Origin of the sequence: Amycolatopsis sp. NPDC049253, assembly GCF_040678995.1 — a bacterium.
GTDB lineage: Bacteria > Actinomycetota > Actinomycetes > Mycobacteriales > Pseudonocardiaceae > Amycolatopsis.
Genome location: NZ_JBFAQX010000010.1, coordinates 97191 through 119488, shown reverse-complemented (window position 1 = coordinate 119488; position 22298 = coordinate 97191). Strand labels below are relative to the sequence as shown.

17 protein-coding genes are annotated in these 22298 nt (G+C 70.3%); 7 read left to right on the top strand and 10 right to left on the bottom strand.

Going from position 1 to position 22298, the window contains the following annotated elements:
- Entirely contained in the window at window positions 1-1023 is a 1023-nt protein-coding gene (locus tag AB0K15_RS23595; protein ID WP_364054158.1) for a CHRD domain-containing protein, read from the bottom strand.
- Between the two features lie 140 nt (window positions 1024-1163).
- On the opposite strand from AB0K15_RS23595, the gene AB0K15_RS23590 reads away from it, so the two are divergent.
- Both AB0K15_RS23590 and AB0K15_RS23585 read left to right on the top strand, forming a co-directional pair.
- Window positions 1164-1643, top strand: coding sequence for a hypothetical protein (locus AB0K15_RS23590; protein ID WP_364054155.1), 480 nt, complete (start codon window positions 1164-1166; stop codon window positions 1641-1643).
- A 34-nt stretch (window positions 1644-1677) separates the two neighbouring features.
- The gene (locus AB0K15_RS23585) at window positions 1678-2985 is read left to right on the top strand and encodes an amidohydrolase (protein WP_364054152.1); all 1308 of its coding nucleotides are present in this window, start codon (window positions 1678-1680) and stop codon (window positions 2983-2985) included.
- Between the two features lie 4 nt (window positions 2986-2989).
- Here AB0K15_RS23585 and AB0K15_RS23580 read toward each other — a convergent pair whose 3' ends face one another.
- The 6 genes from AB0K15_RS23580 to AB0K15_RS23555 all read right to left on the bottom strand — a co-directional run bounded on the left by AB0K15_RS23580 (window position 2990) and on the right by AB0K15_RS23555 (window position 10822).
- Window positions 2990-3667: an SDR family oxidoreductase gene (locus tag AB0K15_RS23580; protein WP_364054149.1), complete on the bottom strand. Its 678-nt coding sequence runs from the start codon at window positions 3665-3667 to the stop codon at window positions 2990-2992.
- Between the two features lie 17 nt (window positions 3668-3684).
- The gene (locus tag AB0K15_RS23575) at window positions 3685-5355 is read right to left on the bottom strand and encodes a hypothetical protein (protein WP_364054146.1); all 1671 of its coding nucleotides are present in this window, start codon (window positions 5353-5355) and stop codon (window positions 3685-3687) included.
- 88 nt (window positions 5356-5443) lie between these two features.
- The gene (locus AB0K15_RS23570) at window positions 5444-6895 is read right to left on the bottom strand and encodes an SdrD B-like domain-containing protein (protein ID WP_364054143.1); all 1452 of its coding nucleotides are present in this window, start codon (window positions 6893-6895) and stop codon (window positions 5444-5446) included.
- A 55-nt stretch (window positions 6896-6950) separates the two neighbouring features.
- Window positions 6951-9044: a PhoX family phosphatase gene (locus AB0K15_RS23565; RefSeq protein WP_364054140.1), complete on the bottom strand. Its 2094-nt coding sequence runs from the start codon at window positions 9042-9044 to the stop codon at window positions 6951-6953.
- 91 nt (window positions 9045-9135) lie between these two features.
- The gene (locus AB0K15_RS23560) at window positions 9136-10356 is read right to left on the bottom strand and encodes an MFS transporter (protein WP_364054137.1); all 1221 of its coding nucleotides are present in this window, start codon (window positions 10354-10356) and stop codon (window positions 9136-9138) included.
- Entirely contained in the window at window positions 10346-10822 is a 477-nt protein-coding gene (locus AB0K15_RS23555) for a MarR family transcriptional regulator (RefSeq protein ID WP_364054134.1), read from the bottom strand. Before AB0K15_RS23555 ends, AB0K15_RS23560 begins: the two co-directional genes overlap by 11 nt.
- 65 nt (window positions 10823-10887) lie before the next feature.
- Between AB0K15_RS23555 and AB0K15_RS23550 the strand changes: the two genes are divergently transcribed.
- A complete protein-coding gene (locus tag AB0K15_RS23550; protein WP_364054131.1) occupies window positions 10888-11529 on the top strand; it encodes an HAD family phosphatase in 642 nt (213 codons plus the stop codon).
- 57 nt (window positions 11530-11586) lie between these two features.
- On the opposite strand, the gene AB0K15_RS23545 is transcribed toward AB0K15_RS23550, so the two are convergent.
- Complete coding sequence (locus AB0K15_RS23545) at window positions 11587-12675, bottom strand: inositol-3-phosphate synthase (protein ID WP_360606296.1); 1089 nt, start codon at window positions 12673-12675, stop codon at window positions 11587-11589.
- A 72-nt stretch (window positions 12676-12747) separates the two neighbouring features.
- Window positions 12748-13293 carry a PadR family transcriptional regulator gene (locus AB0K15_RS23540; protein ID WP_360606298.1) on the bottom strand — a complete coding sequence of 182 codons (546 nt, stop codon included), beginning with the start codon at window positions 13291-13293 and terminating at the stop codon, window positions 12748-12750.
- A 267-nt stretch (window positions 13294-13560) separates the two neighbouring features.
- On the opposite strand from AB0K15_RS23540, the gene AB0K15_RS23535 reads away from it, so the two are divergent.
- The 3 genes from AB0K15_RS23535 (at window position 13561) to AB0K15_RS23525 (ending at window position 19947) form a co-directional block, all read left to right on the top strand.
- On the top strand, window positions 13561-13962 hold the full coding sequence (locus AB0K15_RS23535; RefSeq protein ID WP_285971410.1) for a DUF5318 domain-containing protein: 402 nt from the start codon (window positions 13561-13563) through the stop codon (window positions 13960-13962).
- A 469-nt stretch (window positions 13963-14431) separates the two neighbouring features.
- Window positions 14432-17068 carry a transglycosylase domain-containing protein gene (locus AB0K15_RS23530; RefSeq protein WP_364054126.1) on the top strand — a complete coding sequence of 879 codons (2637 nt, stop codon included), beginning with the start codon at window positions 14432-14434 and terminating at the stop codon, window positions 17066-17068.
- A 260-nt stretch (window positions 17069-17328) separates the two neighbouring features.
- Entirely contained in the window at window positions 17329-19947 is a 2619-nt protein-coding gene (locus AB0K15_RS23525; protein ID WP_364054123.1) for a transglycosylase domain-containing protein, read from the top strand.
- 129 nt (window positions 19948-20076) lie between these two features.
- On the opposite strand, the gene AB0K15_RS23520 is transcribed toward AB0K15_RS23525, so the two are convergent.
- A complete protein-coding gene (locus tag AB0K15_RS23520; protein ID WP_364054120.1) occupies window positions 20077-21141 on the bottom strand; it encodes a Gfo/Idh/MocA family oxidoreductase in 1065 nt (354 codons plus the stop codon).
- A 57-nt stretch (window positions 21142-21198) separates the two neighbouring features.
- Between AB0K15_RS23520 and AB0K15_RS23515 the strand changes: the two genes are divergently transcribed.
- Window positions 21199-22266, top strand: a complete 1068-nt coding sequence (locus AB0K15_RS23515; RefSeq protein ID WP_364054117.1) for an ROK family transcriptional regulator — start codon at window positions 21199-21201, stop codon at window positions 22264-22266.
- Window positions 22267-22298: the final 32 nt, after the last annotated feature.

The window sequence follows — 22298 nt, the reverse complement described above, 5'->3', positions numbered from 1 at the left end:
TCAGAAAAGCTGGCCACGCGCGGCGCCACCCGGGAAGGCGGCGTCGTGCAGGTTCGCGTAGTACGACAGCGGGTGCCGCGCGATGTCCTTCACCAGCGCCGGGTCGAGGCCGGTCGCGGTGCCGGACACGGCGAACACGCCCGCGGGCACGGTCGTGCCGATCAGCGGCACCACCACGGCGCCGTTCTTGCCGAAGTTCCCCTTGTGGATGTGGGCGAGCGTCGGCTGCAAACCGAACCACGCGAAGGAGAACTGCACCTGCGTGCCGGTCGGGCGGACGAAGCCGACGGCGTTGGCCTTCGGGTCACCGGCCTTCGGCTCGCCCGGGGCGGCCTTGACCTCCTGGCTGCCGGACATGAACGCGTGCAGGCCACCGCCCTGCAGCAGCTTCAGCATGTCGACCGAGGAGCGCAGCGGCGTGAGCTGCCCGCGGACGGCGCCGCCGGGGAACTCCTTGGTGTGCAGGTTGAGGTAGAAGCCCGACGGGTTCTTGCGCAGGCCGTCGGCCGTCGCCTGGTCGGTGATCGTGGCGGTGCCGGCGGCCGCGGTGACGGTGTCGGGCATCGCGGTGCCGAACAGCGGCACCTTCACGTCGCCGTTCACACCGGCTTTGCCCTCGTGGATGTGGCCGAGGGTGGGGGCGCTGATGCCCTTCCACGAGAACGCGTAGGTCACCTTGTCGCCCTGCACCTCGACGATGCCGGTGGCGCTGCCCTTCGGGTCGCCGACGGCGGGCTTGCCGGCCACCGGGACCTCATTGGCGCCGGTGAGCTTGGCCTGCAGGAAGATCGGCTTCTGCTGGGAGCGCTGGATGGCCGTCGACAGGCTGGCCGGCGCCTTGGCCGGGGTCGAGGCGCCCTGCCCGGACACGTCCATCCCGGGCATGTCCATGTTCATGCCGCTCATCCCCGGCATGTCGGGGGTGGTCGGGGTGCCGGGCATCGGGCTGGCGGTGGCGGTGACGGCGCCGAGCAGGCCGAGGCCGGCGGTCAGCGCGGCCAGTGCCGCGATTCGTGCTCGCATGGGTTCGTCCTTTCACATCGGATTCCGCAGCCGACACGGAAACCGGCGTTCGGTGGTTCACGGGAAAACTCGGTTGAACCGGTTCGCCGCGCCCGCCGTGTCTCGTCGCGAATTCGACGTGAATCGGTGGAGGAGTTCTCATGCGTGTCTCGATCGTCCTGGCCGGTGCCGCCCTGCTCGGCACCCTCGCTGCCTGTGGAACCACCGCGACCAGCGGATCTGCTTCCGCGCCCGAAGGTTCGGCGCCGGCGTCCCCGGCTTCGTCGGGTGACGTGAAAATCGGCCAGTCCGGCCTCGGTCCCATTCTCACGGACTCCTCGGGGAGGACCCTTTATGCCTTCGCCGATGACATTTCGGGCACCAGCACGTGTGGCGACGGCTGCCTCGCCACGTGGCCCGCGCTGACCGGCGACAAGGATTTCCACGCGGGTGCGGGCGCGGATCAGAAATTGCTGACGGCCACGGAACGGACCCCGGGTGTCGAGCAGGCGAAGTACGGGAAGTGGCCGCTGTACTACTACGTCGGTGACCAGGGTCCGGGCGACGTCGACGGCCAGGGGGTGGACAACCTGTGGTTCGCCGTGGGCGCCGACGGCAAGCTGATCAAGAAGACACCCTGACCACAGCCGTCTGGGACGCCCGTACTATCTCCGCATGTCGCACCGTTTCCACGCCCCCGTTGTCCTGCCCGCCGACCCCGCCTGCTCGCTGCTGCGCGACGCCGTCGTGGACGTCGACGACAGCGGCCGGATCACGTTCGTGGGCCCGGTCGCCGAGGCACCCGAGTTCACCGGCGAGGTGACGCGGCTCGGCGGGATCCTGCTGCCCGGCCTGGTGAACGCCCACGCGCACAGCCCGATGACGCTGCTGCGCGGCATGGGTGGCGACCTGCCGCTGCTGCGGTGGCTGCGCGAAATCATCTGGCCGACCGAGGCGAAGCTGCGGCCCGAGGACGTGCGGACCGGCATGCTGCTGGGTTCGGTCGAGATGCTGCGCCACGGCGTCACGACCAGCGCCGAGATGTACTTCGAGGGCGAGCAGCTCGTGGACGCGGTGCTCACCACCGGCGGGCGCGTGCTCGTGGCGCCGCCGGTAATGGAGCTGCCCGGCATGGACTGGCGCACGTCGCTGGCGGCCATCGACCGCTGGATCGACGCCGACGGCCTGCGCTTCGGCCCCGGCGACCGCATCGAGCTGGGTTACGGCCCGCACTCCGCGTACATGCTGAACCCCGACGGCCTGCGCGCCACCGCGGAATCGGCGGCCGCACGCGGCGCGTTGGTGCAGATCCACGTGGCGGAGGCCGCGAACGAGGACCTCGCCCAGCGCGAGGAGTACGGCTCGGTGCCGAAGCTGCTCGACTCGCTCGGTGTGCTCGCCGGCCGCACCCTCGCCGCGCACTCCATCCACCTGTCCGACGAGGACATCGCGCTCTTCGCCGCCCGCGGCGTCGGCATGGCCCACTGCCCGGGCTCGAACGCGAAGCTCGCGTCCGGCATCGCGCGCATCAAGGACCTGCGTGCGGCCGGTGTCGCCGTCGGCCTCGGCACCGACGGCCCTGCATCCAACGACGACATCGACCTGTGGGAAGAGCTCCAGCTCACGGCCATGCTCGCCCGGCTCGCCAACGACGACTCCACGGTCCTGACCGCCGCCGACGTGTTCGTCATGGCGACCCGTGGCGGCGCCGACGCGCTGGGCCGCGACGACATCGGCGCCCTCGAGCCGGGCCGCTGGGCCGACCTCGTCCACGTCGACCTCGACGACCCGGCCTTCGCCGCCGGCTTGGACGTGCCCGACGAGCAGCTGCTGTCCAACCTCGTGTGGGCCGCCGGTTCCCGCCGCGTGCGCGACGTGTGGGTCGCGGGCGAGCAGGTCGTCGCCGACGCCGAGCCGACGCGCGTGGATCGCGCGAAGGTCCAGGCGTCGGTCGCCGACACCGCTGCGCGACTGCGCGCCTGATCGGTCAGCGGGGGCGGAGGATCACTTCCGTCAGGTGCGCTTCCGGGCTCGCGCTGACCGCGGTGAGCACGGCCGTCGCCACGGAGTCCGGGCGGAGGAAGCGCGCCGGGTCGTACTCGCCGCCCTCGTGGGCGATCACGGCGCGCTGCATGTCGGTGTCGGTGCGACCGGGGTACACGGTCGTGACGCGCAGGTCCGGTTCTTCCTCGCGCAGCGCGTCGGCGAAGGCCCGGGCGGCGAACTTGCTCGCGGCGTACGGGCCCCAGCCCGCGCGGGAGGTGCGGCCCGAGCCGGAGTTGATCACGACGACCTGGCCGCGCGCGGCGCGCAGGGCAGGCAGCAGCAGGCGCGTGAGCTCGGCGACGGCGACGACGTTGACCTCGTAGTTCACGCGCCAGTCTTCGACGGTCGCGTCGGCGACGGTGTTCAGCCGGGCTGCGCCGGCGGAGTGCACGACGACGTCGAGGCGCTCGATCCGCGAAGCGGCAGTCGCCAGCGAAGCCCCGTCGGTGAGGTCGACGCGCCACGGCTCGGCGCCCGGCAGCTCGGCGGCCACCTTCTCGAGCGCGGCCTCGTCGCGGCCGCCGAGGAGCAGGCGGTGCGTCGGGGCGAGCTGGTGGGCGACGGCGGCGCCGATGCCACGCGAGGCACCGGTGACCAGGGCGAGCGGAAGATCGGTCATGCGATCCACCGTAAGCGTCAGCAGGACGCCGCCGCGCGGGGGTCGCGGTCGAAGCGGATGCCCGTACGGCTGAAAGATCCCGCGAGATTGTCGACAAACCGACCGAAGGTCAACGGGGTGCGCGTCGAGGTGAGCACGTCCTGCTCGCCCTGGCAGCGCAGCGCCTGCCGGGCGGCTTCGATCTCGGCCGGGGTGAAGACGTGCATCTGTCCGTCGGTCGCGACGTCGCCGCGGCCGGCGTCGGCGATCTCCCACGCGGCCGTGAGCCACTTCGAGTGCCCGGGCCGTCCGCCGGGGATCGACGTGGAGTGCGAGCCGAGGTCGCTGGCGAGGCCGTAGCCGTCGTGGACGCGCACGTCGAGCGACACCAGGTTGCTGATCGCGCCCATGCTGTCGGCCGCGAGCGTGACGTACGGCCGGTCCGTCGGGAACGTGTACCAGCGCTTTTCCCCATAGCTGTACACGAGCACGGCCGGCGAGCGCGTCGCGTCGGTGACGTCGACGGCCGCACGCATCACCGGCTCGCCCAGGAAGTCCGACGCGAGCACCGGGTGCTCGTGCCCGGTGACCCACGACCAGTACGCGCGCTCGTCGGTCACGCCGACGGCCGCGTGGTCGTTCGCGTACGGCACGCGCAGCCACCCCGCCGCGGCCACCGACCAGACGGCGACGCCCGCCAGGAGCGCGAACGTCTTGCGCGTCAACGGCAGCGCCATCACCGGCAGCAGCAGCGCGAACAACGCGGGCAGCAACATCCGGCCGTGCATGAAGTCGCCGCCGACGCGCACCACGTACACGGCCAGCAGCACCGCGCCCGCCACCGGCGCGAGGGTGAGGATCCGCGACTTCCGGCTCAGGAACGCGGCGACCGCGAGCACGGGGATCGGCAGCCAGAGGTAGTACGGGTCGACGAGGTCGAGCAGGTAGTCGAACCCGCGTGACCAGTTGCTCGTGCCCGCTTCCTTGGCCAGGGCGGTGTTCGGCACGAGCAGGCCGTAGTAGCCCATGCGGAAGACCTGGTACGCCACCGGCAACGCGAGTCCGATGCCCAGCCAGCCGAACCCGGTCCGCAGGCGCGGGCGTCGCAGCAGGACCAACGCCGCGAACGCGACGATGCTGAACAACGCCAGGTCAGGCCGCACCAGCACCCCGAGCCCGATGACGAACGCCGCGGCCTTCGACGCCTTGCCCCGCACCAGCAGCCACCAGGTCAGGCCGATCCACAGCATCGCCAGCCCGGTTTCGAGGCCGGACGTCGCGAAGTCCCGGAACGGCGGCAGCGTGCACACGATCAGCGCGCCCGCCGGGACGACCGGGCTGTCGTAGAGGCGGCGGGCGCCGTCCATGGCGAAGAACAGCCCACCGACGGCGCAGACCAGGCCGGTGCCGACCGACACCCACTCCAGCGCCGGGCCCGGGATCGTGCCGAGGGCGGCCAGCAGCCAGGTCCACAACGGGCTGGTGCTGGCCTCGACGCGCTCGCCGACGTTGAACACAGGCCCGTGACCGGCGAGGATCTGCCGGACCGTGCGCAGGACGAGCAGCCCGTCGTCCGACATCCAGCGGCGGCGCCACGAGAGGTATGCGTAGAGCGCCAGCGTCGCGAAGGTCAGCCAGGTGGTGGGGGACTTGAGCCACGGCGTGGGTGCCGCCACGGATTTCGTCGTGGCGGTGGTGGCTGTGGTCATGGCCCCTCTCCCCGGTGGTCTTTTCCCAGTCTCGCATCCGGGGGTACGGGTGGCTCGCCGCGCTGGTCGCAGCGGTGCCGTGACTGATTCAGTGCGTGGGTGCCGGGCTCGCCGAAGGGGTCGGGGTTTCCGTAGGTGCCGGGGTTGCCGAAGGTGGTGGCGGGGTCGTGCTCGAGGTCGGGGCCGGTGCTGGAGGCGGCGGGGGCGGCGGCGCCAGCCCCAGGTCCGCGTTCAGGTTCTCGTGCGTCGTCCCGCCGAGGGTGAACGCCGCCGTGCAGCCCGTGGCCGGGTCGACGTCGGAGTCTCGCGCCGCGTCGCCGGCCGCCTGCCGCGTCACGGTGAGCCCGTCCGGCAGGTGCGAGACGTCGAAGCAGACCTGGTAGGTCCCGTCCTTGCGCTTGTCGAACAGGTAGGAGCCGTCCGCCGCGGTTTTCGTGGTGGCGAGGGTGCTCCCGGCGCCGTCCTTGAGCGTCACGGGGAGGTCGGCGACACCGGGCTCACCGTCGTCCTGCAGGCCGTTGCGGTCGGTGTCGCGCCACACGCGGTCGCCGATCTTGTCGATCAGCGGCAGCGGAGTCACGGTGATCGACGCCGTGGCCGACTGGTCGGCCAGCGTGCCGCTCGGCGAGGTGACGCCGGTGATCCGCACCTTGTTCACGTGGCCGGTGTCGTTCTCGGCCAGGTTCGGGTGGTCGCAGGGCACGGCGTTCGACGCGCCGGGCGCCAGGTCGAACGCACCGGGCAGCGACGAGCACCACGAGTCCTTCAGCAGCACGCCGGTCAGCGGCTGCGAGCCCGAGTTCGTGACGGTCGTGCGGTAGTGCGCGGTCTCGCCAGCCGGGATCGTGGCCGACGGGCCCCACTCGCCGGTGGCGGGGTTCTGCACCTCCAGCTTCACGGTGTACGCCGCGAGCTGCAGGTTCACGCAGTCCCACATCACCCAGTTGCGGTTGGTGGTCGCGAAGAACACCACCGACGTCGTCTTGTCCGGCGCGGTCTGCGCGGGGAAGTCCTGGCGCGCGAGCTTGCCGTCGGACTGCACGTCGTGCGTGACGTTCTGCGATTTCTCCAGCAGCGTGCGCCCGGCGGAGTCGGTGAACCGCAGGCCGGTCGACTGGGCGTTGGCGCGGTCGGCCAGCGCGGAGCCGACGGAACCGGTCGCTGCCGAGAGCGTGTAGATGCCGCCCGGCGCCACGGGCAGGGTCTGGGTGGCGGAGCTGACGCGACCGTCGGGCGTCTGGATCTGCGCGTTGAGCTTGCCGTCGGACGCGTGCGCGGTGTCGGTGACGAGCTTCGGCACCTTGTCCGGTGGCGTGCTGCGCGGCACGGGCGCGGCGGGCGTGAAGACGTAGCCCGCCGGTGCTCCGCCGGGCGTGTTCGTCTGCTCCACGCTCGGGTTGGGGGCCACTCCGCCGCACGCCGGGGTGTCGGCTGCCGGAGCGGAACCCGGGAGAACGACGACGAGCGCACCGGCCAGCACCAGGGTGCAGGCCGACGCGCCCGCCGAACGTCCGATCGCGACTTTTCCTGCCCGCCTCACCCACCGAAGCTATTACTCCGCGCGGGTTCGGCGCAGCGGAAGCCACTCCAAAGAGTTACCGCACGCCGATGCGACCGGCGAGACCGAAGCGGCCCTTCCGCCACACCGAAACGATGGCCGGCCGCGGCTGCGAGGTGCCGCCGTCGGGCCAGTGCGACGACGGGTTCGCCGAGCTCGCCGCGTTCTCACCCGGGTGCTGCACGGCCACGAGCACCAGGTGGTCGGTGACGACCGGCCCGCACGTCTCCGCACCCACCGGCACGGACAGGAACTGCTTCACGTGCCCGCGTTCCGGACCCGACACGGGCACGGAGAACAGGCCGTCGTTGGCGCCGAGCGTGTTGCCGTCGGTAAAGATCCACAGGTTGCCGTGCGGGTCGAACGCGACGTTGTCCGGGCACGAGATCGGGCTGACCTGGCTCTTCGGGAAGCCGCCGAAGTAGGTGTCGGCCGTGGCCGGGTCGCCGCAGACCAGCAGCAGGCGCCAGGCGAACCGCGTCGCCGCCGAGTCGCCGCGCGCTTCTTCCCACTCGAGCACGTGGCCGTTTTTGTTACCGTTGCGCGGGTTCGCCTCGTCGACGCCGGCCTTGCCGGCCGCGCCGCGGTCGGTGTTGTTGGTCAGGGCGGCGTAGATCCGGCCGTTGACGGGGTTGGGCTCGATGTCCTCCGGACGGTCCATCTTCGTGGCGCCCGCCTTGTCGGCCGCCTGGCGCGTGAAGACGTACACCTCCTCGGCGGTGAATCCGTCCACAAAGGACTTTTCGCCGCTCGCCAGCGGGATCCACTCGCCGGCGCCGTCGAACTCGCCGTCCGCCGGGAGCTTGCCGGTGCCGTCGATCTCCGCGGCCGGGCTGTCGCCGGTGAACTTCGCGACGTAGAGCGTGCCGTCGTCCAGCAACGCCGAATTGTGGCGGCGGGCCAGCGCGGACGTGCCTTTCTTGTACTTGCCCTTCGACACGAACTTGTAGATGTACTCGAAGCGTTCGTCGTCACCCGAGTACACGGCGACGCGGCCATCGGCGGTGATCTTCACGTTCGCGGCCTCGTGTTTGAAGCGCCCGAGCGCGGTGTGCTTGACCGGCGCGGCGTGCGGGTCGTTCGGGTCGATCTCCACGACCCAGCCGAAGCGGTTGGGCTCGTTGGGCTCGCGCGCCACGTCCCAGCGCTTGTCGAAGCGCTCCCACTTGCGGGTGCTCTCGCCGGTGCCGATCACGTACCGCTTGAGCCGCGCGGCCTGCGCCGGATCGGTCACCTTGTCGGCGTTGGCGAAGTACTGGTGGAAGTTCTCCTCGCCGGAAAGCACGGTGCCCCACGGCGTGACGCCGCCGGAACAGTTGTTCTGGGTGCCGCGCACGCGTTTGCCCGACGGGTCGGCCGACGTCTTGAGGTACTTCGACCCGGCCGCCGGACCACGGACCTCGAAGACCGTGTCGAGCGTGATCCGCCGGTTGAGCGGGCTCGGCACGGTGCGCAGCCCGCCGCCGATCGGGTCGCGCAGCGTCTGGACCACGGACAGACCGTGGGCCGCCCACGCGATCTTCACCTGCTCCTCGGTCGGGTTGGCCGGGTCGTACTGGTCGGCCGGGAACAGGTGCACCTCGGTGGTGTACTCGTGGTTGACCACGAGCAAGTTGCGCACCCTCAGGGAATCCTGCGGGATCAGGCCGACGAAGTCATTGTTGTAGCCGAACTGCTTGGCCTGCGCGGCAGCGGTCTGCCGGTGGAAATCGAACTTCGGCGCGCCCGGCACCACGGCGTCGCCCCAGCGGATGACCACGTGCTGGTCATAGCCCTCGGGGATGCTCACGCGGTCGAGTTTGTCGGGCGCCACGGCGTCGAAGTCGGTACCCGGCACCGGACGCGGGTGGCTGCCGTCGGGCCCGCTGTGGCCGCCGGGGCGGGCCGGCGAGGCCGCGGCCGTGCCGGACAGGGCGGCGAACCCACCGGCCGCGGCGGCCATCACTGCGCCGGCCTTGAACGCGCCACGCCGCGAGACGCCCTTCGCGACGTCGCCGAAGTACTCGTTGTCCGTGGGGTTCGGCGCTTCGTGCGAACAAGCGTTGCCGCAGCGGTACTCGCAGGTCAGGGGAGAACGGCCGCCGGGGTGAGCGGCGAACAGGGGCAGCAGCCGCCCGCGTTCCGTGGACACAGGGCCTCCAGGTCACTTCAGTAGGGAACAAAGCGACCATATGCGGCCAAATCGGACCTTAAGGTGAACAACAGATGTATTCGACCTGGGTTCAGAGTTCCTCTTCGCCCACCAGAGCGGCTTCCTTCGACAGATCGTGCGAGTCGGCCTTCTTCTCCCGCAGCGACAGCAGCACCGCGGCGACGAGGCACAGCACGGCCGCGATCACGAACGGGCCCTGCTCCCAGCCGAGCCAGTCGGCGACGTGCCCGACGAGCGTGGCCGCGACGGCACCGCCGAACCACCGGCAGAAGTTGTAGCCCGCGCTGGCGACCGGGCGCGGTGCGGCGCTGATCGACATCGCGGTGCCCGTGAACAACGTGTTCAGCAGCCCCGAAACCAGGCCGGAGAGCACGATGCCGACGACCACCACGGCCTTGTTCGGCACCGCCAGCACCAGCATCAGCACCGTGTAGCCGGCCACGGCGAGCGCGGCCGCGTGCCGCTCGCCCAACCGCGCGGCGAGCTTCGGCGCCAACGCGACGCCGGCGACCGCGACACACAGGCCCCAGCCGCAGAAGATCAGGCCGACGGCGATCGCGCTCCAGCCCAGCACGAACGGCGACCACGCCAGCACCGCGAAGAACGCCGCCGTGTACAGCGCCGACGCGACCGAAGTGCGCAGCAGACCGGGGTGCTTCAGCGCGCGGATCGGGTCGAGCAGCTTGATCGGCTCACGCTTCTCGTGCGAGTCGCTCTTCAGGAACACCGAGCACAGCACGAGCGCGCCGGCCATCAGCACGGCCGTGCCCAGGAACGGGCCGCGCCACGAGATCGTGCCGAGCAGCGCACCCAGCAGCGGGCCGACGGACAGGCCGACACCCAGCGCCGCCTCGTACAGCAGGATCGCGCCGGACTGCCCACCGGCGGCGGCGCCGACGATCACCGACAGCGCGGTGGCGATGAAGAACGCGTTGCCGAGGCCCCACACCGCGCGCAGGCCCACGAGCTGCTCGATCGAACCGGCCGCGGCGCACAGCGCGGTCGCGGCGACGATCAGCGTCAGCCCGACCAGCACGGTGCGCTTCGCGCCGAAGCGCGCGGACATCGAGCCGGTGAACAGCATCGCGATCACCTGCACGCCGAGGTACGACGTGAACAGCAGCGTGACCTGCGACGGCGACGCGTTCAGGCCCTTGGCGATCGACAGCAGGATCGGGTCGACCAGGCCGATGCCCATGAACGCGATGACCGCGGCGAACGCCGTGATCCACACCTGCTTGGGCTGACCCTTGACCGCGTCCAGCAGGCTCGAGTGGTGCTCAGCGCTCATCGCTGATCAGTTCCTCCTCACTTTTCTTCCCTGGTACGACGTGGAAATCGCGGATCAGCTTGCCGAGCGCGGGCAGGGCGGCGTCGATCGCGGCGCGCTCGGAGTCCGTCAGCTCCAGCAGCCGTTCGCGCATCTGCGCTTCGCGAGCGGCGACGAGCTCGGCGTAGAAGCCTTCGCCCGCTTCCGTCGCTTCCACCAGCACGGCTCGGCCGTCGTCGGGGTCGGGGCGCCGGACCACGAGCCCGAGCCGCTCCAGCCGCCCGACGACGTCGGTCATCGACGGCATGCGCACGCCTTCGAGCTGAGCCAGCCGGCTCATGCGGCTGGGCCCGACGCGCACCAGCTCGGACAGCACCGAGCCCTGAGTGGGCGTCAACGCCTGCGAAGTCTCGCGGCGCACCAGGTAGTAGAGCCGGAACACGACCGGCCACAGGCGGTGCGCGAGATCCACGATTCCGGAAGTCACTTAGCCAGGCTAACAAATTTAGTTAGGGTAGCGAAGTAATTCGCCTCACAGACTAGGCTGGCCCCATGGACGCGGTGATCTTCGACCTCGACGGCGTGCTCGTGGACTCGGAAAAGACGTGGGACGAGGTGCGCCGCGCCGTGGTCGCGGAGCACGGCGGTACCTGGTTACCCGAATCGACCAGGGAACAGCAAGGGATGAGCACGCCCGAGTGGGCTTCGTACCTGGTCGGCACGCTCGGCGCGCGGCTGACGCCCGACGAGATCGCGCGGACGGTGATCGAGCGGATGGCACAGCGCTACGCGGCGGGCCCGCCCGTGATCGACGGCGCGCCCGACGTGGTCCGCGCCGTCGCCCGCCGCTACCCGGTGGCCATCGCGAGCTCGTCGCCGCCGGTGCTGATCCAGGCGTTCCTACAGGCCTGCGACCTCACGTCACTGGTGCCCGTGGCGGTGTCGAGCGAGGAGGTCGGTGCCGGCAAACCCGCGCCCGACGTCTACCTGCGCGCGGCGAAGCTGCTGAACGTGCCGGCCGCGTCGTGCGCCGCCGTGGAGGACTCGACCAACGGGCTGAAGGCGGCGCTGGCGGCGGAAATGGCCGTGTACGCGGTGCCGAACCCGCACTTCCTGCCGGACCCGGCCGTGCTGCAGCAGGCCACCACCGTGGTGCGCGACATCAACGAGCTCCCGGCGGCGTTGGGGCTGTGACTACCGAGAAGGGCTCCCCGGCGAACCGAGGAGCCCTTCTACCGGCGAGGAAACGCGTCAGCGCTCCAGCTCGCCGCGGATGAACTTGTCGACCGCGTCGCGCGCGGTGGAGTCGTCGTACTGCTCCGGCGGCGACTTCATGAAGTAAGACGACGCGGACAGGATCGGGCCACCGATGCCGCGGTCCTTCGCGATCTTCGCGGCACGCACGGCGTCGATGATGATGCCGGCCGAGTTGGGGGAGTCCCACACCTCGAGCTTGTACTCCAGGTTCAGCGGCACGTCGCCGAACGCGCGGCCCTCGAGGCGCACGTAGGCCCACTTGCGGTCGTCGAGCCACTGCACGTAGTCCGACGGTCCGATGTGGACGTTGCCCTTGCCGAGCTCGCGGTCGACCTGCGAGGTCACCGACTGGGTCTTCGAGATCTTCTTCGACTCGAGGCGCTCGAGCTCCTTCATGTTCAGGAAGTCCATGTTCCCGCCCACGTTGAGCTGCATCGTGCGGTCGAGCTGCACACCGCGGTCTTCGAAGAGCTTCGCCAGCACGCGGTGCGTGATCGTGGCGCCGACCTGCGACTTGATGTCGTCACCGACGATCGGCACACCGGCGTCTTCGAACTTCTTGGCCCACACCGGGTCCGACGCGATGAACACGGGCAGCGCGTTCACGAACGCCACGCCGGCGTCGATCGCGGCCTGCGCGTAGAACTTGTCCGCCTCTTCGGAGCCGACGGGGAGGTAGGAAACGAGCACGTCGACCTTCGCGTCGCGCAGCGCGCCGACGATGTCGACGGGCGCCTCGTCGGACTCCGAGATGGTCTCGCGGTAGAACCGCCCGAGGCCGTCGTAGGTGTGCCCGCGCTGCACCGGCACGCCTAGCGGCGGCACATCGGCGATCTTGATCGTGTTGTTCTCGCTCGAGAAGATCGCCTCGGACAGGTCGTGGCCGACCTTCTTGGCGTCGACGTCGAACGCGGCGACGAAGTCGATGTCGCTGACGTGGTACTCGCCGAACTGGACGTGCATCAAACCGGGCACGCGCGTGCCGGGATCCGCGTCGCGGTAGTACTGCACACCCTGGACCAGCGAGGAGGCGCAGTTGCCGACGCCCACGATGGCCACCCGAACGCGGCGGTTCTCGCCCATGCCGGTTTCTCCTTCAATCCGTTACTTCATCTGCAGGTCTGGCCGCGACGTTGCGGCCCGAGCGGCGCGCCCTCACTCCTGCGGGCCACGCTGCTCGGCTTGTTCGTGCGCGATCAGCTCGTTGAGCCAGCGCACCTCCCGCTCGCTCGACTCGAGTCCCAGCCGGTGCAGCTCGCGGGTGTAGCGGTCGATCCTCTCCTCGGCCCTGGCCAGCGCCTCGCGCAAACCTTCGCGACGCTCTTCCACGCGACGCCGCCGGCCCTCCAGGATCCGCATCCTGACGTCGGCCGGTGTCCGCGAGAAGAACGCCAAGTGGACGCCGAACCCCTCGTCGTCCCAGGTCTGCGGACCCGCGTCACCGAGCAGCTCGGCGAACCGCTCCTTGCCCTCGGCGGTGAGCTTGTAGACGCGGCGGCCGCGCCGGGACCAGGCCCGGTCGTCCGCCTCGTCGAGCTCCTCGACGAGGAATCCCGCTCGCAGCAACCGACGCAGGGTCGGGTACAGCGAGCCGTACGAGAACGCCCGGAACATCCCGAGCGTCTCGTGCAAACGCTTGCGCAGCACGTACCCGTGCATGGGGGCCTCATGCAGCAACCCGAGGATCGCGAGTTCGAGCACACCGCACCCCCTCACGGGAACAAACCGCAGCGACCGCCGTTGGCCCAGTTGCTGGTGGGACCTAGCGGGGCGACCGCCTCCGTCAACCTACTCGGCAACTATATCGCGCCGATACATCGAAGTGGCGGAAGTAACCCCCGGAAGTGGGCGGACCAGGGCGAACGTCACCAGAGAGTTATCGAATTTCCGGCGTGTCCGAACGGTCGCCCTGGGTGGCCCCCCGCAGGGGGCACTGCGCACACAGGAAGAGCCCGTACTCTGTTCCTCGTGCTTACCCAGCGGCAGGTCGTGGACTACGCCTTGCAGCGCCGTGCGCTGCTGGCCGGCGTCCGCTCCGGACGCGTCGGCGACCATGAGGTGTGCGACGCGAGCCCGTACCTGCTCCGTGCGGCGAAGTTCCACGGCAGGCCGGACGACCGCGCCTGTCCGATGTGCCGCCGGACGCCGCTGACCCTCGTCTCGTGGGTCTACGGCGACGAGCTGAAGCACGTCTCGGGATCGGCGCGGACACCCGACGAACTGGCCCGCATGGCGGGGCTGTTCGGCGAGTTCACCGTCTACGACGTAGAGGTGTGCCGGACGTGCCATTGGAACCACCTGGTCCTGTCCTACGTCCTCGGCACGGGCGAGCCCCAGCCCACCCGGCCGCGGAGGACAGCGGGCCAGTGACGAGTACCAACACCGCTGCAGAGCACAGGGCGGCGCGCACCGGCTCTTCCCGAACGCCGGTGCCGGCACAGCCGCCCTCGGAGGCCCATTCGTGAACGACGACCGCAACCGCTCCTGGCCCGGCCAGGAGCCCGATGCACCTCGCCGTGCCCAATGGCCGGAGGAAGAACCGGGTCCCGCGTGGCCGGGCGAAGACGCCCCCCGCCGCCCGCAGCGGCAGGGCCCGCAGCGACGCAGTCCCAACGGGGGCGCGCAGCGGCAGCCGCGTGGTGCCGCGCCCGAGTGGCCCAGCGGTGACGAGCCGCGTGGTGCGGACCGCCGCCGTGGTCCAGACCCACGGGGTGCGAATCCACGTGGTTCAGACGCACGCGGTTCAGATCCACGCGGTTCAGCAGATCCTCAGTGGCCCGCCGACGAGCCCCCTCGCCGTCCCCAGCGGCCGCCGCAGCGTCCCCAGCAGTCCCAGCGCGTGCCGAACGCCAACGGCCAGGGCGGCATGCCGGCCCGCCGTCAAGCCCCGCCGCCTCCGCCGCCCCCCGGTGGCCGGCCGCCGGGGCCGAACGGTCCCGCCGCCAGCCCGCCGCAGGGTTTCCGCCAGCCGGGCCCGCCCGGCCCCGGTGGTCCAGGCCGCAACCCGTCCGGTCCCGTCCGCCGTCCTCCGCAGGGCCGGCCGGCGCCGCCGCCGCCCCCCGCGTACCCGGACCGTGAACCGGACCTGATCACCCACGCCGCGCACAACGGCACGGAGTTCGGCTACGACCCGTACGACGACCGATACGACGATCGGTACGACAGCGCCGAACACCCCCAGTACTCGGACGAGGACGACTTCGAGGACGAGGGCCCCGAGCTCGACGAGAACGGCAAGCCGATCAAGCCGCCGCTCACGCCGAAGCAGCGCAAGAAGCGCCGCTGGAAGATCATCCGGCGGATCGCGTACGCGTGCGTGGGTCTGTTCATCGTCGTGCCGGCCGTCGCTTTCGTGATCACGTACTTCCTGGTGAAGGTTCCTTCCCCGCAGGACGTGAAAGCGTTGCAGAGCCAGCCCATCACGTTCTTCTACGCCAACAACCAGGTGATGGGCCGCAGCGTGCCGCCGGGCGGCGACCGTGAGCTGCTGCAGCCGAATCAGATCCCCGACGTCGTGAAGCACGCCGTGTACGCGGCCGAGGACAAGACGTTCGAGACCAACTCGGGCTTCGACATCAAGGGCATCCTGGGCGCGGTGTACAACCAGGTCACCGGCGGTACCGGTGGTGGTTCGACCATCTCGCAGCAGTACATCAAGAAGGCCACGGAGAACGAAGCGCCGACGCTGACGCGCAAGTGGACCGAGCTCGCGAAGTCGTTCAAGCTCAACAACGAAGAGTCCAAATCGGACATCATCACGGGCTACCTGAACATCGTGTACTTCGGCCGGGGCGCCAACGGCGTCGCGGCGGCCGCGAAGGCGTACTACGGCAAGGACGTGGCCCAGCTGTCCCCGTCCGAGGCGGCGCTGCTCGCCGGTCTGATCCAGGGCCCGAGCCGCTCGGAAGACCCGGCGTACACGCAGCGGCGCTGGAGCTACGTGATGGACCAGATGGTGGCCAACGGCTGGCTCTCGCAGGCCGACCGCGCCGCCGCGACGTTCCCGAAGCTCGTGCCCAAGGGCTCCCAGGCGAAGCAGGACGCGGGCACGCTGGACTACTTCATCCAGCAGCGCATCCTCGACGAGCTCGAGGCCAAGGGCTACGACCAGGACAAGCTCTACAGCAGCGGCGCGAAGATCTACACCACGATCGACCCGGCCGCGCAGCAGGCGGCGGTGCAAGCCGTGCAGGACAACATGAAGGGGCAAACCGACCCCGACATCCTGGGAGCTCTGGTCGCCGTCGACCCGAGAACGGGTGGGGTCGTCGCCTACTACGGCGGCCCGAACACGGTGAAGGACGACAACGGCAAGGACACGCTGGCCAACGACTGGGCCAACACGGCGCAGAACCCGGGCTCGTCGATGAAGCCGTACGACCTCACCGCGTTCCTCAAGATGGGCAAGGGCCTCGGCGAGACCTTCGACGGCACCAACAACCGTGAGCTCGGCGGCCGCATCGTCCGCAACGCGGGTGAGAGTGCCAGCTGTGGCCCGCAGTGCACGGTCAAGAAGGCCATGGAGGTCTCGGCCAACACCGTGTTCTACGACATGGTGCTGAACGTGACGAAGCCGGCGCCGGTCGCCGAAGCCGCGAAGGAAGCCGGTGTGCAGCCGGCGCCGAAGGGCAAGGCCAAGCTCGGCGTCAACGACGCCAACATCGCGCTCGGCGGTGGTGAAACATCGCTGACCCCGGAAGACCAGGCCGCGGGTTACGCGACCTTCGCTTCGGGCGGCATCTACCGCCAGCAGCACTTCGTCTCGAAGCTCACCAACTCCCAGGACGAGGTGGAGTTCGACGACACGACGCTGCCGGGCAAGTCGGCGTTCGACCCCGACGAGCAGAAGAGCCAGCAGATCGCGGGCAACGTCACCGACGCGCTCCAGCCGGTCATCAAGGAATCCCACCTGAAGTGTCCGACCGGCCACGAGTGCGCCGGCAAGACCGGTACGCAGCAGTACGACCCGAAGAAGACCGACCCGAAGTCGTACGACAACCGGAACGCTCAGACGTGGATGGTGGGCTACACCCCGTCGATCTCCGCCGCGGTGTGGATCGGCGGTGACGGCAACAAGCCGTTGCACGACAAGAACAACCAGCCGATCTTCGGTGCCACCATCGCCGGTCCGACGTGGCAGGACTTCATGGACACCTACCTCAAGGGCAAGCCCACCGAGAAGTTCCCGAAGGTCGACCCGATCGGCAAGGACGCGGACACCGTCACCCCGACGACCCGCCCCAGCACCTCGGTGACCACCACGCCCAGTACCACCACGACGCCGACGACCCCGAGCACGACGTCGAGCACCACATCGAGCGAGACGTCCACGTCGGAGACCACCACCTCGAGCCGCCCCGGCGGCATCTTCGGCGGTGGCACCGGCAACGGCGGTGGTCCCGGTCGCAACGGCGGTGGCGGCGACGGCGGAGGAGGGGTCGAGGTGACCCCACCACCGAGACAGCCAGGCGGATAACACATGCCGAAGGGCTCCTCTCCGGTCGGAGGGGAGCCCTTCGTCGTGTCCCAGGTCCGCAACCCCGGCTCGGAGTGACCCAGGCGACATCGCCCAGCCGCCGCCCTGGGCGTAGTTTTGTCCGGTTCACGCCGCGCCGGGGCCGTTATCCAGAGATACGTCCCGCCGGTCGAGTGAACCGACCCCACCCACGGTGCGTCCCCTTGTGGAGAGGGGATCTGCGCCCGCAGCACGCCCGCGTCCGAGAAGAGGATCCGCACGTGAACGACGACCGCAACCGCTCCTGGCCCGACCGGGATCCCGATCCGCGGCGTCAACCACCCCCCGCCGGACGGCAGGGACCGCCCCCGTGGGCGCGCAACCAGCCGCCACCGGGCGGTGCTCCCCGGACGCCGCCGCCCGGCAACCCCGCGCAGCCCGGGCAACCGCCGCGTGCGCCGCGGAACCGCCCCGGCACTCCGCCGCCCGGCTTCCGGCAGCCGCCGCCCCCGGGCGCGCGCCGTCCGACGCCGCCGCCGCGTCGCGAGCCGGAGCTGATGACGCACCACGTGCACAACGGCACCGCCGACGACGGCTACGACGCTCGGTACGACTCCGGGGGACCGCTCGACGCCGACGACGTCTACCCGGAGGAGCCGGAGCTCGACAAGAAGGGCCGACCGGTCCTCACGGCCGCGCAGAAGAAGAAGCGGCGCTGGAAGATCATCCGGCGCAGCATCTACGCGTTCGTCGGCGTCTTCATCGTGATCCCCGCGATCGCGTTCGTCATCACGTACTTCAGCGTCGACGTCCCTTCGCCGCAGAGCGTGGCGCAGGGGCAGAGCCAGGCCGTCACGTACCTCTACGCCGACGGCACCCCGATGGGCAAGGACGTGCCCCCGGGCGGCAACCGGCAGATCCTCACGCCGGACCAGATCCCCGACGTGGTCAAGCACGCCGTGACCGCGACCGAGGACGCGACGTTCGAGACCAACTCGGGCTTCGACGTCACGGGCATCCTGCGCGCCGTCTACAACCAGGTCACCGGCGGCACCGGCGGTGGCTCCACGATTTCCCAGCAGTACATCAAAAAGGCCACCGACAACGACGCGCCGACGCTCACCCGCAAGTGGACCGAGCTCGCGAAGTCGTTCAAGATGAACCAGACGTACTCGAAGCAGGACATCATCACCGCGTACCTGAACATCATCTACTTCGGGCGCGGGGCGTACGGCATCGGCGCGGCGTCACAGGCCTTCTTCCACAAGGACGTGAAGGACCTCAACTTCTCCGAAGCCGCGCTGCTCGCCGGGCTCATCCAGCAGCCGGGCCGGTCGGAGAACTCGCAGGTGGCCCACGACCGCTGGAACACCGCGCTCGACCGCATGGTGGAGAACCACTACATCACCGCGGCCGACCGCAAGGCGGCGCAGTTCCCCACGCCGATCCCCCTGGCGGAGAGCAAGGACGACTCGGGCGCGCCGTACCGCTTCATCTCCGACCAGGTGAAGGCCGAGCTCGCCGCGCACGGCATCCCGGAGGACAAGTACTACTCCGGCGGCTACACGATCCAGACGACGATCGACAAGAAGGCGCAGGACCTCGCCGAGCAAGCCGGTGCCGACGCGCTGGCGAACCAGTCGGACAAACGGCTGCTCGACGCGCTCGTGGCCGTGGACCCCAAGACCGGCGGCGTACTCGCGTACTACGGCGGGCCGACGATCGTCGACGTGAACGGCCAGAAGCAGGCCGCGCGCGACTGGGCCGACACGCCGCAGAACCCCGGTTCGTCGATGAAGCCGTACGACCTCACGGCGTTCCTCAAGATGGGCAAGGGGATCAACTCGACCTTCGACGGCCGCAACAACCGGGAGTTCGACGGGCGCATCGTCCGCAACGCCGGTGACAGCGACAGCTGCTCGGAGCAGTGCACCGTCGCCGAGGCCATGAAGATCTCGGCGAACACGGTGTTCTACGACATGGTCCTCAACGTCACGAAGCAGGGCCCGGTCGAGCAGGCCGCCGAGGAAGCCGGGGTGAAGACCAAGGACAACGGCGGCGGCAACTCGCAGATCGACATCTCGAACAACAACATCTCCCTCGGCGGTGGCGACACCAAGATCACGCCGGCCGACCAGGCGTCGGCCTACGCCACCTTCGCCGGCGACGGCCAGCAGCGCGACCGCCACTTCGTCCTGAAGGTGACGAACTCGCAGAACGAGGTGGCCTACGAAGCCCAGGCGCAGCCGGCCAAGTCGGCGTTCGCCGACGGCGACCCCGACCTGAGCAAGCAGATCGCAGGCAACGTGACCGAGGCGCTGAAGCCCGTGATCGGCTTCTCGAAGCTGAAGTGCCCCACGGGCCACGAATGCGCCGGCAAGACGGGGACGCAGCAGCACACGAAGCGCGCGGGTGAGCCGGCTTCGGCAGCCAACGCCAACGCACAGACGTGGATGGTCGGCTACACGCCGTCTGTTTCCGTGGCGGTCTGGGTCGGCGGCGACGGCGACCTGGACCTGCACGGCAAGGGCAACTCGCCGATCTTCGGGTCCACGATCGCCGGCCCGCTGTGGCAGAAGTTCATGACGAACTACCTCGCGGGCAAGCCGGCCGAGCACTTCTCCCAGGTGTCGCTGATCGGCGACGCCGCGCCGCCGTCCGGTCCGCCGAGCGACACGAACATCCCGCCGTCGGACATCACGCCGACCGACAACCCCAACGACCCGGGTAACGGCAACGGCGGCAACCCGGTGAACCCCGGCGACCCGAACGGTCCCGGCGGCCCGGGCGGCAACTTCCCGTCGTTCCCCTCGCATACGCCGAAGCCGCCGAAGCACCCGCCGTCAGGTGACCCCACCGACACCGGGGATCCCGGCGACACGGGCGTTCCCAGCGAATAGCCAGGGAGTCGCAAAGAGAAAGGCTCCCCCCATCCGGGTTCCGGACGGGGGGAGCCTTTTTTCGCGCCCGCAAAGGAAAAGCGGGGAGGCCGCGAGCTCGGCACTGGGGGTTGCCGAGGTCGCGGCGAGCTAGCCGAGCGTGATGACGCGGCCCTCGGCGCCGGAGCGGTGGGCGGCTTCGATCACGCGCAGCGCGGCCACCGAGCCGGCCGGGTCCACGGGGAACGCCGCTTCGCCGCGCAACGCGTCGCGCACCTGGGCGTAGAAGTCCTCGTAGCGGCCGACCTCGGTGGGTACGGTTTCGGTGTGGTCCGTGCCGTCGTCGACGCCGAGGGTGCCGGCGTCGGCCTCGGGCTCGACGCCCCAGCCCTCGTCGCCGGGGCGCAGGCCGTCCTTGATCTGCGGCTCCTGCACGTCGAGGCCGTACTTGGTGAAGGCGGCGCGGTCGCCGAGGACGCGGAAGCGCGGGTTGCGCGTGGCGGCCAGGGCGGAGGCCCACAGGTGCGAGCGGACGCCGTTGGCGTGGTGGAGGGCGACGAACACGTCGTCGTCCACCTGCACGCCGGCGCGGCGGCGGTCGACCTCCGCGTAGACCTGCGTGACCGGGCCGAACAGCTGCAGGGCCTGGTCGACGATGTGCGCGCCGAGGTCGTAGAGCAGGCCGCCGGCCTCGGCGGGATCGCCGAATTCGCGCCAGTTGTCCTTGATCTTCGGCACCCAGCGGTCGTAGCGGGACTCGAAGCGGAACACGTCGCCGAGCCGGCCGGACTCGATCACCTTGCGCACGGTCAGGAAGTCGGAGTCCCAGCGGCGGTTCTGGAACACGGTGAGGCCGACGCCCTTGGCTTTCGCCGCCGCCACGACCTGCTCGGCCTCGGCCGCGGTCGGCGCGAACGGCTTGTCCACGACCACGGGCAGGCCGAGCTCGATGGCGCGCAGCGCGAGCGGCACGTGGGTACGGTTCGGGGTGCTCACCACGACCAGGTCCAGGTCACCCGCCTGGGCGAACAACGCGTCGGCGTCGGGCACGATCTCGGTGCCGGGGTACTCCGCGCGGGCCTGACCGGCGCGTTCCGGGTTCGCCGTCACGATCGCCGCGGGCACCAGGCCCGGCGTCGAAGCCACCAACGGCGCGTGGAAGACGCGGCCGCCGATGCCGTAACCGAGGATGCCGACTCGCAAGTCATCAGCCATGCCGCCCATTAAACAACACTGTTGCGTAACTAGCCAGTTCTTCGGGAGGATCTCCGGATGGCCGAAACCGGAGTCAACCTGCGCGGGCTGCGCCGCTTCAACAGGGCGCTGCTGCTCGGTCACATCCTGCGCGCGGGCGGGCTCAGCCGCGTGGAGCTGGCAGAGCGCACGGGGCTGACGCAGCAGGCCGTGTCGAAGATCGTCGCCGAGCTGCTCGAGACGCAGCTGCTCGACGTCGAGCGCCAGGCCGCGGCCGGCGTCGGCAAGCCGCGCACGCAGCTGCGGATCCGGCCGTCGGCGAAGTGCGCACTCGGCGCGCAGCTGGACCGCGACGGGTTTCTCGTGCTGCGCACGGGCCTGTCCGGCGAGGTCGAGGACACCGTGGAAGGACCGTTGCCCGTCGGCTTCACACCCGAGCAGGCCGTGACCGCCGTGGTGGACGCGACGCGCAAGCTGCTCGCCGACGTCGACCCGGCGCGGGTACTGGGCCTCGGCGTCGGCGCGGTGGGACCACTCGACCACCGCGAAGGCCGCGTCCGCGACGCCACGAACATGCCGGGCTGGCACGACGTGCCCCTTCGCGACCTCCTCGCCGAGCGCACGGGACTGCCGGTGACGCTCGACAAGAACACCAACGCCGCCGCGGTCGCCCACACGTGGCCCGACACGCCGGAGACCGCGACGGCCGTGGTGCTCGTGGGCACCGGCATCGGCGTCGGACTGCTGGTCGACGGCAACGTCTACCGCGGGCCGCGCACCAACGCCGGTGAGTTCGGCCACACCACGATCGCCTACGACGGCCCGCGCTGCGCCTGCGGACGGCGCGGCTGCGTCGAGATCATGCACCGCTCGGCAGCCACCCCCGCCGAGGCCGCGCGGCTGCTGGGAATCGGGCTCGCCGACCTCGTGCAGGTCCTGGACCTGGAGCGGATCGTGTTGTTCGGCCGCACGATCCGCGCGGCACCCGAGGTCTACCGCGACACGGTGGCGGGGCAGCTGCGCGAGCTGCTGCCGGTGCCGCACTGGCAGCGCATCGACGTGGAGCTGAGCGTCCTCGGCGAGGAAGCCGTGGCCCTCGGTGGGGCTTTCGAGGTGCTTGCCGGATTCTACTCCGACCCGAAATGACAGGCGCCTGACCTGCGGGCAGATAGCATCCG